Raw genomic sequence first — 13,481 nt, forward strand, 5'->3', positions numbered from 1 at the left:
GCGGCGCCCCTGCTGGACCGCATCGAGCAGGGCCCGGGGGCAGCCTCCTGTCCCGGGCCGGCTCCGTCGTGAACGACAAGCCCTTCGCGCCGTACACGACGAGGCTGGCCCACTCGCACTCGGGCTGCCGGAGCTGGTGCGGCTGTGCCTCGTGGCGCCGTGGTGGCGGGACGCTCCCGGGCGGACGGCCGAAGAACTTCTGGCGGTCGCCGACGAGTACCGGGAGGACCTGCCCGACCTCGACCGGCGACGCGACCGCGCGGCCCGGGCCCTCGGTCTCGACCCGGCCGGCCTGCCATCCGAGGCGGCGGCCCTGGCCCGGCTCATGGAGCTCTCTGGGGGACCGGTGGCCGCGGCCTGTCTCGTCGTCGGGTACGAAGGCGAACCGCTCGATCCCCTTTTCGATCCAAGCCCCACCCGCCCCTGACCGACCGGCCACCGGACCCTGTCCTGGTAGAGCCGCACCCGGATCACGAGCACCTGTCCGGGTGCGGCTCACACCCATATCCGCGCGTCAACACCGGGCCCACTCCGGGAGAAGGGTGCAATGGTGCTGCGGGGAGTTGCCCTCGGACGGGCCGCTCCCGGCCCCCGTGGCGCTGTCGACCGCGGGCAAGACCCCGGCCGCCGTCACACGCCGCCGGTCACCACCCCGGTCGACAGCATCCACCCCGGCCGTTGCCCCCGCTCTAGGGAGCCAATAGGCCCACTGCGTCCTGTACCCGTTGCGGAACTCTCGCCCGAGTCAGCGCCGCGGCCAAGACCAGTACCGCGATCACTGCGACGCCTTCTGCTTGGTCGGGCAGTTTCAGCAGGGTCACCCCCCACACCCCGCCAACCGCCAGCGTCAGGAACACCAGCAGGCGCACCACTCCTCTGGACCTCCGCAGCCGTTCGATGCGCGTCAGGTCCTCCTCCTCCACCACAGGGTGGTCAAGGAGCGCCCCAATCCGGCCCTGGGCGTACCGTGTGCTGATCGTTGTCAGTAGCAGGGCGACCTCTCGTGCCGAGTCATGCGGATCCGTGTCCAGGCCGGCTTCCGCCACACGTAGTCGCTCCACCACCAGGCGGGCGTGTTCTCGTACCGCTTTCCTGCGGCGGCGTGGGAGGGGTATTCCGCGCCTGCGGTATGCGACTAGGAGGTGGTCCTGGGCGCCGCTGACCGCCGAGGACACCTCGCGCTGTATCGCGCTGTAGCTGTCCTGGTTGCAGGCCTGCCCGATCGCGACCACCTTGTTCGCGGACCATTTCACCAGCTGGTACCTGCGGGTGAGGACAGCCGGGTGGTCGGTCCACAGGGGGTAGAGGCGGGTGGTGGACCAGTAGGTGGCCAATGCCGGCGCCATGAGGAAGAGAAGTACGGCCAGGGTCATGAAGATCATGAGAACGGTTCCGATGAGGGCTGGTATGAGGAAACCGATCAGCGCCATTGACCACTGAGGCCCTTCCAGGGCGTCGATTCTCTGGTATTCGGCCACCAGCGCCGCCCCAGTCGGTGTCCAGAGCTCTGAGACCCTGTCCGGCGCGACGGGGATCACCCACGCCGTCCACCAAATGGCGACGAGAAAGAGCAGGACACGCACGAGTGTGCTCGTCGTCAGCTTCCTTACGGTGCCCTGTCCGTGCTGTGCCAGAGCACTGGCAATCTCGCGCGATACACCATCAGGTATTTCGAGCCCTTCTAAGGCTTGCTCAAGATCGCTGAGCGTCTTCTGCGTCGCCCGCTTCACGTCCAGCCGCCGCTTGGCGGCAGCTCTCTTTCGCAGCATGAATTGAGCATGCCAGAGGGGTGGCGTGGGTATTTGAGAACCCTTCAGAAGGCCTCGCAGAGCACGCGATATCGCGTGCCGCCGACGAGAATCAGTAAGCAGGTCTGGAGCTAATACCGGGTGACCGAAGAAGCGCCACCAACCTCACGCACACTCGATCGCCGAGGTGAGAGCGAGGCGACCTCGAGAAGCACCACTGGATGTTCGCCGCCGAGAGTGCCTGAGCAGTCAGGGGCCGCGGGGCGTGGCGCAGGCCGGGTGGCAGCCGGCCTGCGCCACGCCCCTGCCGTCCGCGTGGGCAGGTCTCACGTGGCCGGCGGAACTGTGACGGAAGTCTGACGTCGGGCCGGTCCTTCTGGTGCCCAGCACCCCGGGGTGCTGGAATCGAGGGGTGACGACAGACCACCCCGACTTCGAGGGAACCCCCGTCGGTCGCCGTCTGGTGCTCGGCATGCTCGGGCTCGGCGCCGGGGGCCTCGTTGCCGCACCGTATGTACAGCGCGGGATCGAAGCCTTCCTCGGGGCCGCCTCGGACAAGGACCCGACCGGGCTCACCGGGCTGTTCCCCAACGGGGGCGGCTTCCGGTACTACTCCGTCGCCACCTCCGTACCGCGGAAGAACGAGCAGAACTATCGGCTCACCGTCGACGGCCTGGTCGAGCGCCCCACGACGTACACCCTCGACGCCCTGCGCGCGCTGCCGCAGACCCGTGTCGTCAGGGACGTGCAGTGCGTCACCGGCTGGCGGGTCCCCGAGACCGCTTTCGCCGGCGTCCGACTGTCCCGGTTGCTGGACGCCGCCGGTGTCGATCCCACGGCCAAGGCGATCCGTTTCACCTGCTTCGACGGCGCGTACAGCGAGAGCCTCACGCTCCCGCAGGCCCGGCGCGACGACGTGCTGGTCTGTCTGCAGATGCGGGACGAGCCGGTCAGCCACTCGCACGGCGGCCCGGTCCGGCTCTACGTCGCGCCGATGTACTTCTACAAGTCGGCGAAATGGCTCTCCGGGATCACCGTCACCTCCGAGGTGCGCCCCGGCTACTGGGAGGAGCGGGGCTATGACGTCGACGCCTGGGTCGGCGGGTCCAACGGGCGCAGTGACACTCCCACCGTCTGAGCCGACCCGACGCGTCGCCCGGTTCACCCGGGCCGAGCGCTGGGTCCACCGCGCGACCGCCACACTGACGTTGCTGTGCGTGGCGACGGCGGCCGCGCTGTACGTACCGCAGCTCGCCGAACTGGTCGGTCGCAGGTACCTCGTGGTGACGGTCCACGAATGGGCCGGGATCCTGCTGCCCGCGCCGTTCCTGCTCGGTCTTGCCTCTCCCGCTTTCCGGGCCGATCTGCGCAGGTTGAACCGCTTCGCTCCGCACGACAGGAAGTGGCTGCGCGCGGTGCGTCGACGCGACCGCCGGCGCGGATCCCGGCCCGCGGGGAAGTTCAACGCCGGCCAGAAGATCTACGCGTCGTGGATCGCGGGAGCCGTCCTGGTGATGCTGGCGACCGGCCTGCTGATGTGGTTCACGCATCTGACACCCCTGGTGTGGCGCACCAGTGCCACCTTCGTGCACGACTGGCTGGCCCTGGCCATCGGGGCGGTGCTGGCCGGGCACATCAGGACGGGCCTCGCAGACCCGGAGGCGCGGAGGGGCATGCGTACCGGGTCCGTCGACCGCCCCTGGGCGAAGCGGGAGCACCCGCTGTGGCTCGCGGACGAATCGAAGGACGAGAGCCCGGAACGGTCGTCGAACGGCGTAGACACCGGATGAGTCGACGACCGGCCGGCGACAACCGCTCCTTCCGTCCGCTCCTTCCGTCGGGTTTTCCGTCCGGTGTCATCCCTGGTGCTTTCAGAGTGAGTTGACAGATGCCCCACCCGTGCACCACCCTTTCACTACTTGACTAGTGAAAGGGTGGTGTTGAGTGCTGGAATACCGCATCGACCGGCGCAGCGGCATCGCCACCTACCTGCAGATCGTCCAGCAGACCAAACAGGCCCTGCGCCTGGGCCTGCTGGAGCCGGGCGACAAACTGCCGGCGGCGCGCGAGGTCGTGGAGGCCACCGCCATCAACCCGAACACCGTCCTCAAGGCCTACCGCGAACTGGAACGCGAAGGCCTCGTCGAGGCGAAGCGGGGGCTGGGCACCTTCATCCGGAAGTCCCTGGGCAGCGCCCCGGCCGACTCTCCGCTGCGCGACGAACTCGCCGACTGGGCCCGCCGGGCCCGGGGCGCCGGCCTGGAGCGCGACGACGTGGCCGCGCTCTTCACATCCGTACTGGAACAGCACTTCGAGGGGGACGGCGAAGCATGACGGAAACCGTGATCGAGGCAAAGGGCCTCGGGCTACGCTACGGACGCCGGGGAGGCTGGGCGCTGCGCGACTGCTCCTTCCGCCTCCCCGAAGGCCGGGTGTGCGCGCTCGTCGGGCCCAACGGCGCCGGGAAGTCCTCCCTATTGAGCCTCGCCGCAGGGCTCGCGCTCCCCACGGAGGGCACCCTGCGTACGGCGCCGCGCGAGACGCTCGCGTACGTCGGGCAGGACAAGCCCCTCTACCCACAGTTCACCGTCGGCGAGACCCTGCGGATGGGCCACGAGCTCAACCCGGGATGCTGGGACGCGGCGACCGCGGAGCGGATCGTCGAGGCCGGGGACCTCGACCCGCGCACCAGGGTCCGTACGCTCTCCGGCGGGCAACGCACCCGCCTCGCCCTGGCCGTGGCCCTCGGCAAACGCCCAGACCTGCTGCTCCTCGACGAGCCGATGGCCGACCTCGACCCGCTCGCCCGGCGCGAGCTCATGGGCACCCTGATGGCCGACGCCGCGGACAACGGCACGTCCGTGGTGATGTCCTCGCACATCCTCACCGAGCTGGAGGGCGCCTGCGACCACCTCCTGCTCGTCGACCGCGGCCGGATCCGCCTGTGCGGCCCGATCGACGAGGTCGCCGCGGCCCACCGGCTGCTCACCGGCCCCGCCACCGCCTCTGCCCAACTCGACGCCCACACCGTCGTCGAGTCCCGCACGACCGGCCGTCAGCTCACCGCCCTCGTACGGCCGCGGGGGCCCGTCGACCACCGGGTCTGGCAGGCCGAGCAACCGACCTTGGAGGAGCTCCTGCTCGCCCATCTGCGTTTCCCCGACGCCCCGTCCTTCCGCACGGAGGACTGCACCGGGGACTCCACCGAGGACTCCACCGGCGAGTCCCTGACCACGACGGGGGTACGCGCATGAGCGGCCTGACGCTGAAGGGCCCGTACCGGGTCGCCGTCCGCCAACACCGACGCGCGCTATGGACGGTGCCCGCCGTCATGGTGGCCGGTCTCGTCGTCGTGATCGTCCTGCGCTCCTGGGCCGAGAGCCTGCCCTCCGGGCGGCTGGGCGCATCGACGCCGAACCACGGCTACGAACTGCTGTACTACTTCATGCGGTACGCGGGCGCGGGTGTGCTGTTCATGCCGTTGCTGGTGGGGGCTTTCGCGGCCGGCCCGATGACGGCCCGCGAGCTGGAGAGCGGCACCTGGCGGCTCGCCCTCACCCAGTCGACCACCCCGAAGGGCTGGCTCGGCTCGAAGGTCGTGGTGGCCGCGGTGATGTCGCTGCTCGGCTCCGCCGCGATCGTCGGCGTCTACCGACTCGGCTGGGTGCGGGTGAGTCACACCTACCAGCTCCACTGGGCTGACCGCGGTACGTACGAGGCCTCCGGTCCGGTGCTCGCAGCCTACTGCCTGCTCGGCGTGGCCCTCGGCGTGCTCATCGGCCAGCTGGTCCGGCGGACGCTGGTCTCCATGGCCCTCACCGGAGTACTCACCGGCCTGGTCGTGCTGGGCTTCGGTGCGCTGCGCTGGTCGCTCGTCCCCGCGGTGACCCGCACGATGCCGCTGGAGGGGAACCTCTACGACGTGATGCCGGGCTCCGCCTTGATGATGAAGGGCGGGTTGCTCACGTCCTCGGGTGAGCGCCTGCCCCGGTACGCCTGCTTCGAGCGAACCCACGACATGAGCGTCTGCCCGCCGGACATGAACGTCACGAGTTGGTACGTGGAGTTCCACCCGGCCTCGCACCACTGGCCGACGCAGCTCATCGAGAGCTCGCTGGTCCTTGCCCTGGCCTGCGTCACCCTGTTCGCCGCGTTCCGGCTGGTGGGCGCGCGGCGCGGCTGACCCCCCGACGGGGGCGGTGTACGTCGGATGGCGGATGGCGCTTGTGGAGCCGCCCGGGGGTTAACACGCTTGATCCATGAGCACACCCGTCCCCGGTCCGGTCCGGCCTTCTGCGACGGTCCGGCCGGACGACGCCCGCCGGGCGCTGGTGGCGGGATCCGTCGGCAACTTCATCGAGTGGTACGAGTTCGGGATCTACGGCTACTTCGCCACGGTCATCGCGGCGCAGTTCTTCACTCCGGCGGGCGGCAGCGAGGTGGAGGGGCTCGTCAAGGCGTACGCGTCGTTCGCCCTGGCGTGCTTCTTCCGGCCGGTCAGGGCCGCTGTGTTCGGGCGGTTCGGCGACCGGGTGGCCCGGCGACCCGCGCTCGTCCTGCTCCTCTGCCTGATGACCGGTGCCACGGCGACGATCGGCCTTCTGCCGACGTACACGTCGATCGGCGCGGCCGCGCCGTGGCTCCTGGCACTGCTGCGGATCCCGCAAGGGCTTTCGGCGGGCGGGGAGTTCGGTGGGGCGGTCTCGGTCATGACGGAAGGGGCGCCACCGGGCCGCCGGGGCCTGTACGGGGCCTGGCAGTCGTTCACGGTCGCGCTCGGTCTGCTCACGGGCGCCGCCGTCGCGGTGGTCCTGGTGTGATCTCTCGGGTTGGTGTCGGTGGTGGTGAGAGTCGGTCGTGCTGGTTTAGGGGTGGGTGTTGCGGGGCTGGTCGGTGGGTGTTTGTGGGTGGGTGGGGCGCTGTCATGAGGTGAGAGATTGATGGGTGGGATCGCTGTCGTGGGGCTTTGTCGCATGGCAGCTGATGTTGTCTCAGGTTCGAGAGTTTTTATGCGGTGAGGTGGGTTCGGTCGGTGTGATCGTGGGGTGGACCAAGAGGTAAAGGCCGGTCGTGGGCCCGTGCTGCCCAGGGGATTGGTGGTGCGTCGTCTGCTGGAGCGGCAGGAGGCGGGGGAGCTCGCGACGAGGCATGTGCGTGCGGTCGCTGAGACGGTGGGTGTCTGCGAGCGTACGGTGTGGCGCTGGCTGGAGCAGGCGAAGGCGACTGGGCAGGTGGAGGCTCCGGTCCGGCAGGGGCATGCGGTGTCGGACGAGGTGTGGGCGCTGCTGGGCGAGGTGGGAGGGAATGTCGCTGAGCTGAGGCGCCGGTTGGCCGCGGCTGGCGGTGCGACGGTGCCGTCGGCGTCGACGTTGCACCGGGTGATCCGCAGGGACCGCCGGGCGGGGCGGGCTTTGCTAGGAGCTGTCCGGCCGATCATGTGACTGCTCCGTCTCGGACTCGTTGACGGGGACATGGGGCGGGGTGATCTGAGTGACGCCGAGTGGGAACGGCTGCGGCCGTTCCTGCCGGTCAGCAACAGGCGTTGCGGCAGGTGGCGGGACCACCGGCAGGTGATCGACGGGATCCTTCACCGGGTCCGGACCGGCGTGCAATGGCGTGACCTGCCCGAACGGTTCGGGCCGTGGAAGACGGTCTACGAACGACACCGCCGGTGGTCGGCCGACGGAACCTGGGAACGCCTGCTCCAGCACGTCCAGGCCGAGGCCGATGCAGCGGGTGAGATTGACTGGGACATCTCTGTCGACTCCACCAGCATGCCGCCGGCGCCCGCACCGATCCGCCGCCGGCTCCCTCCTCAAAAGGGGACATGCCAGCAGAACACCAGGGCGAGACGCCGTGGCAGAGCCTCGTCGCCCGCCTGGTGGAGGTGGTGCTGGAAGTGAGGGCCTGGGCCGCTCGCGCGGCGGGTTCACGACCAAGCTCCACCTGAGCGCGGACGGCCGCTGCCGTCCGCTGTCCCTGGTCGTCACGCCAGGGCAGCGAGCGGACTGCACCCAGTTCAAGCTAGTCCTGGAGAAGATCCGCGTTCCCCGACTCGGGATAGGCAGGCCCCGCAAGAAGCCGGACAGTCTCTCCGCGGACAAGGCCTACAGCAACGGGCCCTGCCGCGACTACCTGCGACAACGCGGTATCCGGCACACCATGCCGGAGAAGACCGACAGCCAGGCCGCCCGCCTACGCAAAGGCTCGCGAGGCGGACGGCCACCAGGCTTCGACGAGGACCGCTACAAGAAGCGCAACACCGTCGAACGGGCCATCAACAAGTCAAGCACGCCCGAGCCGTTGCCACTCGGTACGACAAGCGCGGCTACGTCTTCCTCGGCACCGCAACGGCGGCAGCCGTCCTCATCTGGCTCCGAACATGACCGCGCCTTCACGACGTCATCTCACCGATGCGCCTGGAGCCAATACCAGGCCAGAGGCCGCGAGGAAGGCTTCAAGACTGATGACGCCGCTGCCGGTGCCGTCGTCCCATTCGGTCAGGAGTTCCGAGAGGCCCTCATTCCAGGACTCCGGTGTGTCTCTGTCAGGGCCAGGATGCCGCTCGACGCAGCCTGCACCGTGCCGATATCGAAGGGACAGGTACTGGCCCCATCACTGGATGGATCAGGTTGAGGCTCTGATGGTGGTGCGGGTTGCGCAGACGTGTTCCGCCTACCCGTCCCAGTGGGATGCCTGGACGGCGGAGCGCGCGCCAACGGATTTCGGGCAATCGACTTCAGAGAGGTCGACTCCGACCATGATCGGCCGGACAGCTCCTAGCCGGTCGCTGGGCGTGGCCGGGGCCTCCTGCCGGGGGTTGCTGCCCTACACTCCGTCGCGTACGGAAAGTCCCCTGCTGTTCACATTGAGTGCCGATGGGGTGGCCGTGGCCGTTCATGCCGGCATCCAGGCACGCCGCTCTGCACGGGCTTTCGCTCCCTGGCGGGCGCGATGCGCACGCCCCAGAACCCGACGAGGCCGGCGGCGCCACCCCAGATCCCAACGCAGCACGTACCCGTACGCCTCCGTGAAAGGGATCGTATGCCGCCCAAGAAGAAGACCGCTGCCTCCAAAACCACGCCTGGGCAGGACGCGCGCATCGACGCCCTCCGGCAGTTCATCCGGACCAAGGGCCACACCTACCTCACCGATCCGAACGTGAACAGCATCGGGATCGGCTACCGCGAACAGGGCGGGACACGAACCAAGGAGCTCACGCTCCAGTTCACGGTGGGTACGAAGGCAGCGCCGGAGGACCTGGAGGACCTCGAGACCATCATGATCCCGCAGACCATCACGGTCGACGGCGTCGAGGTGCCGACCGATGTCATCCAGCGCAGTTACAAGCCACAGTTCCAGGTGGTCGCCGAGGCGGAGAGCCCGACCCGCAAGCGGCGCCTGGACCCGATCGCTCCCGGTGCCAGTGTCGGGCACGAGGAAGTCTCCGCGGGCACGATCGGCTGCATCGTCTTCGACAAGAACGACGGCACCCCCCTGGTACTGAGCAACTGGCATGTCCTGCACGGTGAGGACGGCGAACTGGGCGAAGTGGTGGTACAGCCCGGACCCCACGACGACAACCGCATCGCCCAGAACCGCCTGGGCACCCTCAAGCGCTCCCACCTCGGAATGGCCGGCGACTGCGCCGTCGCCACCATCGAGGACCGCCGATTCGTCCAGGAGATCCTGGAACTCGACGTCGTCCCCGAAGAGCTCGGCGAGCCAGAACTCGGCGACAAGGTCATCAAGAGCGGCCGCACCACCGGAGTCACCCACGGCGTGGTCCGCCGCATCGAAACCCTCGCACAGCTCGACTACGGCGAAACGGTGGGCCTGCGGAACATCGGCTGCTTCGAGATCGAACCCGACCCGGCCAACCGCCCGGCCAACGGAGAGGTCAGCCAGGGCGGCGACTCCGGCGCCGTGTGGATGTTCAAGGCCAGCAACGGCCGGCCGGGCAAAGTAATGGCAGGCCTCCACTTCGGCGGCGAGGACGAATTCAGCTCCGACGAACATGCCCTCGCCTGCCTGCCACGCTCGGTCTTCGAGAAACTCGAGATCACCCTCAAGCCCCCGTCCGTCGAAGAAGCGGTCGTCGTCCAGGGCTACGACCCCGACTTCCTCGGCGTACGGATCGACACCCCGCGTCTGACCGCCGCGGTCAAGGCCGACGCCGTCGAACTCGACGGAAGCCATGTCATCCCCTACACCCACTTCTCCCTCGCGCTCAACGGCGTCAGAGGATTCGCGTTCTGGGTGGCCTGGAACATCGACGGCGCCACCATCCAGAGGCTGCCCCGCCGGGGCATCAGATTCGCCAAGGATCCCCGCCTGCCCGACGACGCGCAGATCGGCAACGAGCTGTACGAAGACAACCCACTTGACCGCGGCCACATCGCCCGACGCGCCGACCTGCTGTGGGGAGCACCCCTGGAGGCCAAGAAGGCCAACAAGGACTCCTTCTTCTACACCAACATCACCCCCCAGATCGAAGACTTCAACCAGTCCAGCAAGGGCGGCCTCTGGGGCCGGCTCGAAGACGCCCTGTTCGCCGAAGCCGAGATCGACGACCTGAAAGTCAGCGCCTTCGGCGGTCCGCTCTTCCAGGAAGACGACCGCGTCTACCGCCACACCCGGATCCCACGCGAATTCTTCAAGGTCCTCGCGTTCGTCGAGCAGGGCCGGCTCAAGGCCAAGGCATTCATGCTCACCCAGAACCTCAACCGCCTTGAAGCCCTCGAACTCAACGAGTTCCGCGTCTTCCAGGTCACACTGAGCGAGGTCGAAGCAAGAGGCCGATTCCGCTTCCCCGCCGCACTGCGCAACGCCGACACCCTCTCGGTGCCCGAATCACTCGCCGCCCGTACTCCACTCGAGGACCTGTCCGACATCGACTGGCACTGACCGACTGGGCTGGAGGGGTCAGGGCCCGCCATCCTCAGCCCTCCAGCCTTCCCGTCGCCCCACCTTTGGGAAAGAGGGATGGCGGTGACGGCAGGACGGGCCTTGCGGCTGACGCGCAGCGCCGCCGACGGACACCGCCCCAGGCACGCGACTTACGCGATCAAGCCGATCACGGCGGTGACGAGGTTCGCGATCGGGGCGCCGACGTCGCCGACGAAGTCGGCCGCCTTCTGGAGCGACTGCCGAAGACCTGGAGCACATTCCTACGCGGTGTTCCAGACAGCGCTTCGTCCTGGAAGGCGGAGAGGTCCCTGCTCACTTGCTCGGCCTCCGCGGCGGGCAGCCTGCTCGCCGTCAGTGCAACGGCTTCCGTGAGCTGCTTCAGCAAGACCTTGGCTAGGTTCGAGCTGTCTATCCGATTGAAACTGCTCGGCGCGTGATTGGCCATCTCGGGCCGATGCTCGCGCTCCAGCCCCGCAAGCGGGTCCGCCGCCGACTTCGACACCGCGAACAGCGGCGCCAGCTGGCGCATCGTCAAGTTTGTTCGAAGTAAGCCGCGACCAGCAGCGCCCGGTCCTCCAGTGACAGGCCCCACGATCGGCCCTTGCGGGCCGCGTCCGCGCCTTCGCGCCGCAGCACGGTCACCAGCTTCCCGAAGGCACGCGGGCTCAGCCCGGTGAAGGGGGCTATCCAGGACGGCTCCGACGCCGTGATCACACCAGCCACGTCGGGATCATCGCCCCGGGCCAACGTGCTCCCGTCAGCAAGCTCTCCCCGCCTCAGTGGAACTCGTGGACCACCTGGATCTCGCCGACAATGTGGGCGTTGAAGTCGTCAAGCTCCTCGGCCGGAACCCAGAGCTCGAGGATCGTCTGCCCGCCCGCCTGCTGGATGGGATAACGGCTCAAGAACTCCGACTCGACCTCAAAACGAGTGACGAAGCCGGCGCCATCGTGCTTCACGTTCCAGTCCCGCGCGATCCTGATCGCGTAGTCCTCGTTGAGGACCGGGTAGAAGATCGGCTGCTCGGGCAGCCGGGGCGGCCACGCACGCCAGTTCAGCTCCCGAACCAGATCCAGCTCCTTGGGGCCGGTGGGACGCCACAGGGTCGTCGTTGCTTGCTGGCGGGTCATGCGCATCGCTCTCTGAACGTAGGCCGCTGGTACGGCGGGTCGGGAGACCGGACGATACCGGCATCGCGAACTCGGCAGCTACGCAGCTTCCGCACCTGGCCAGCTCCGTGACCAGCAGTTACGGGACAGCCCTTAGGCGTGCACGCGATCGACGAACCTTTCGATTTCTGGCCCGAAGAGCGATTCACGCAATGGCTTCACGAGCGTAGCGAAACGTCCAGCTCTCTTGGCGGGGCCGCCGAGATCGAACACACCACACCTCCGGACTCCACTCCGATCGAGGAGTTCTTCCGGCTGCTGGACGAGTACCGTCACCGTGCCGACTCGACGACGCCGAGCACCTCGAAGACCGGATTCCCCGGCATCGAGTTCTTGAGGCCGAACGGCTGACCGGCTGCGGGCGCGTGCTGAACGAGCGAGGCGAGCGGGTCGGATAGGTTCACCCGTCCTCGCGCGCCGCCGTGGTGGGTGCCCCTTTCCGGCGCACCCGGAGGCCTGTCCCGCAGCTGGACCGAGCCTGGCGTGGCCCAGTGAGCTGATCGAACCGTCCGCGACGGATCAGGTGACGGGTGCCCGGTCGCGCGGAGGTTCGGTGGACAGCAGCGACCAGACCCTTCTTCCCTCGTCGCAGGCGTCGGTGCCGCAACTGACCGTGCCGGTCATCGCGGCGAGTGAGGTGAGCACGGTGTCGTCGGGCTCGACTCCGGTGTGGCTGAGGACCACGACGAGGAGCAGGCCGTCCTGGTCGGCCAGGTGGACGCTGATGCGTTTGCCCGTGTCCTTCACGGCGGTGTCGACGAGAAGACGCACGGTCTGCTCCAGGAGATGGTCTCCCGGATGGCTGTACCGCCAACCGCGCACGGTTGCCGTGACGTGGCGGACCGCTTTGCCGGCCGCCCAAGGGTCCGCGATCAGGACCCAGTTGTTGACGCGCCGGTTTCTCACCGCCATGCGAGGACGGCGGGTCCCGATACGGAATTGGCCCGGGCCGGACACGGGGAGCGTGGTACCGGCCGGCTTCGTCTTCGGCTCGGGCCGGGGAAGTTCGATCGGCTTCTTCTGCGGGGGCGGCGTGCGGGGCGGGTATGAGGGAGGTACCTTCGGGCCCTTGTTCTCCAGCGGCTCGTTCAACGGGACCTCCTCGCACACTGACTGGCGTCCTCCTACCCATCGTGGCACCAGTTCAGAACAGAGGAGTGCCACTCCACCGATTGATGCTCGGGGCCTGCTGTCGCCTGCACGCCCCAAGAGACTCTGCGCACCGGCCGGGGGCCGGCACTACGCCTGTCCTCTCCAGGAGGGGCGTCAACCGGTCCAGGTGGTCCAACGCGCGTGGGACGGCTCGCACTGCCCCGACGCGATTGCCTGCTGATACGCCTCCTCCGGCGTCGCTGAACCGCTGGAGGCGAACGTGCAATCCGGATAGAGCGGTTGCAGCCCGTACCAGCAGGTGGTTATCAGGAGAGTCAGCACAAATGCTGCAAGGGGATGCCTCCACGTAAGAGGACCTGAGAGAGGACGGATCACACCGAAGATCGTACGACCCAGACCTCACCACGTCCGCCGCCCGCACGTGGGCCTGGTAGTCCTGACGTGCCACTAGGCCGTGTATCGAAAGTGGATCAAGGTGATGGGGTGACCGTCGTTCGGGGCTAGGCTCACCGGTCTGGTGTCGATCTGAGGAGACGGACGA

At 68.3% G+C, this 13,481-nt stretch carries 10 protein-coding genes and 4 pseudogenes; 10 read left to right on the forward strand and 4 right to left on the reverse strand.

Features of this window, described 5'->3' with window-relative positions; genetic code table 11:
- A pseudogene (locus tag AB0F82_RS38130) lies at positions 1–427 on the forward strand (hypothetical protein); the annotation flags it as partial.
- Between the two features lie 262 nt (positions 428–689).
- Here the strand turns inward: AB0F82_RS38130 and AB0F82_RS38135 are convergent.
- On the reverse strand, positions 690–1,769 hold the full coding sequence (locus AB0F82_RS38135; protein ID WP_362636302.1) for a hypothetical protein: 1,080 nt from the start codon (positions 1,767–1,769) through the stop codon (positions 690–692).
- 451 nt (positions 1,770–2,220) lie between these two features.
- Here AB0F82_RS38135 and AB0F82_RS38140 point away from each other — a divergent pair, with 451 nt between their 5' ends.
- From AB0F82_RS38140 to AB0F82_RS38175, 8 genes and pseudogenes are all read left to right on the forward strand, one after another.
- Positions 2,221–2,886 (forward strand): molybdopterin-dependent oxidoreductase, encoded by a 666-nt coding sequence (locus AB0F82_RS38140; protein WP_362636327.1) that lies wholly within the window; start codon positions 2,221–2,223, stop codon positions 2,884–2,886.
- Positions 2,828–3,538: a cytochrome b/b6 domain-containing protein gene (locus AB0F82_RS38145; protein ID WP_362636305.1), complete on the forward strand. Its 711-nt coding sequence runs from the start codon at positions 2,828–2,830 to the stop codon at positions 3,536–3,538. Before AB0F82_RS38140 ends, AB0F82_RS38145 begins: the two co-directional genes overlap by 59 nt.
- Before the next feature lie 154 nt (positions 3,539–3,692).
- Positions 3,693–4,082 (forward strand): GntR family transcriptional regulator, encoded by a 390-nt coding sequence (locus AB0F82_RS38150; protein ID WP_362636308.1) that lies wholly within the window; start codon positions 3,693–3,695, stop codon positions 4,080–4,082.
- The gene (locus AB0F82_RS38155) at positions 4,079–5,002 is read left to right on the forward strand and encodes an ABC transporter ATP-binding protein (RefSeq protein WP_362636311.1); all 924 of its coding nucleotides are present in this window, start codon (positions 4,079–4,081) and stop codon (positions 5,000–5,002) included. Before AB0F82_RS38150 ends, AB0F82_RS38155 begins: the two co-directional genes overlap by 4 nt.
- Positions 4,999–5,931 carry an ABC transporter permease gene (locus AB0F82_RS38160; RefSeq protein ID WP_362636314.1) on the forward strand — a complete coding sequence of 311 codons (933 nt, stop codon included), beginning with the start codon at positions 4,999–5,001 and terminating at the stop codon, positions 5,929–5,931. Before AB0F82_RS38155 ends, AB0F82_RS38160 begins: the two co-directional genes overlap by 4 nt.
- 76 nt (positions 5,932–6,007) lie before the next feature.
- Positions 6,008–6,562, forward strand: a pseudogene (locus AB0F82_RS38165) (MFS transporter); the annotation flags it as partial.
- 657 nt (positions 6,563–7,219) lie between these two features.
- Positions 7,220–8,134: pseudogene (locus tag AB0F82_RS38170) on the forward strand (IS5 family transposase).
- Positions 8,135–8,792: 658 nt separating this feature from the next.
- Positions 8,793–10,655 (forward strand): DNA/RNA non-specific endonuclease, encoded by a 1,863-nt coding sequence (locus AB0F82_RS38175; protein WP_362636316.1) that lies wholly within the window; start codon positions 8,793–8,795, stop codon positions 10,653–10,655.
- A 487-nt stretch (positions 10,656–11,142) separates the two neighbouring features.
- Here AB0F82_RS38175 and AB0F82_RS38180 read toward each other — a convergent pair.
- Both AB0F82_RS38180 and AB0F82_RS38185 read right to left on the reverse strand, forming a co-directional pair.
- Positions 11,143–11,381: pseudogene (locus tag AB0F82_RS38180) on the reverse strand (helix-turn-helix domain-containing protein); the annotation flags it as partial.
- A 53-nt stretch (positions 11,382–11,434) separates the two neighbouring features.
- A complete protein-coding gene (locus AB0F82_RS38185) occupies positions 11,435–11,794 on the reverse strand; it encodes a hypothetical protein (RefSeq protein ID WP_362636319.1) in 360 nt (119 codons plus the stop codon).
- A gap of 132 nt (positions 11,795–11,926) precedes the next feature.
- On the opposite strand from AB0F82_RS38185, the gene AB0F82_RS38190 reads away from it, so the two are divergent.
- A complete protein-coding gene (locus tag AB0F82_RS38190) occupies positions 11,927–12,178 on the forward strand; it encodes a hypothetical protein (RefSeq protein ID WP_362636322.1) in 252 nt (83 codons plus the stop codon).
- 168 nt (positions 12,179–12,346) lie between these two features.
- On the opposite strand, the gene AB0F82_RS38195 is transcribed toward AB0F82_RS38190, so the two are convergent.
- On the reverse strand, positions 12,347–12,739 hold the full coding sequence (locus AB0F82_RS38195) for a hypothetical protein (RefSeq protein ID WP_362636325.1): 393 nt from the start codon (positions 12,737–12,739) through the stop codon (positions 12,347–12,349).
- Positions 12,740–13,481: the final 742 nt, after the last annotated feature.

Source organism: Streptomyces virginiae (assembly GCF_040638905.1).
GTDB lineage: Bacteria > Actinomycetota > Actinomycetes > Streptomycetales > Streptomycetaceae > Streptomyces > Streptomyces virginiae_B.

Excerpts from the sequence above, each read along its gene's own strand:
- AB0F82_RS38135 (WP_362636302.1), bottom strand. The coding sequence starts at position 1,769 with ATGCTGCGAAAGAGAGCTGCCGCCAAGCGGCGGCTGGACGTGAAGCGG.
- AB0F82_RS38140 (WP_362636327.1), top strand. The coding sequence starts at position 2,221 with ATGCTCGGGCTCGGCGCCGGGGGCCTCGTTGCCGCACCGTATGTACAG.
- AB0F82_RS38145 (WP_362636305.1), top strand. The coding sequence starts at position 2,828 with ATGACGTCGACGCCTGGGTCGGCGGGTCCAACGGGCGCAGTGACACTC.
- AB0F82_RS38155 (WP_362636311.1), top strand. The coding sequence starts at position 4,079 with ATGACGGAAACCGTGATCGAGGCAAAGGGCCTCGGGCTACGCTACGGA.
- AB0F82_RS38160 (WP_362636314.1), top strand. The coding sequence starts at position 4,999 with ATGAGCGGCCTGACGCTGAAGGGCCCGTACCGGGTCGCCGTCCGCCAA.
- AB0F82_RS38175 (WP_362636316.1), top strand. The coding sequence starts at position 8,793 with ATGCCGCCCAAGAAGAAGACCGCTGCCTCCAAAACCACGCCTGGGCAG.
- AB0F82_RS38185 (WP_362636319.1), bottom strand. The coding sequence starts at position 11,794 with ATGCGCATGACCCGCCAGCAAGCAACGACGACCCTGTGGCGTCCCACC.
- AB0F82_RS38195 (WP_362636325.1), bottom strand. The coding sequence starts at position 12,739 with ATGGCGGTGAGAAACCGGCGCGTCAACAACTGGGTCCTGATCGCGGAC.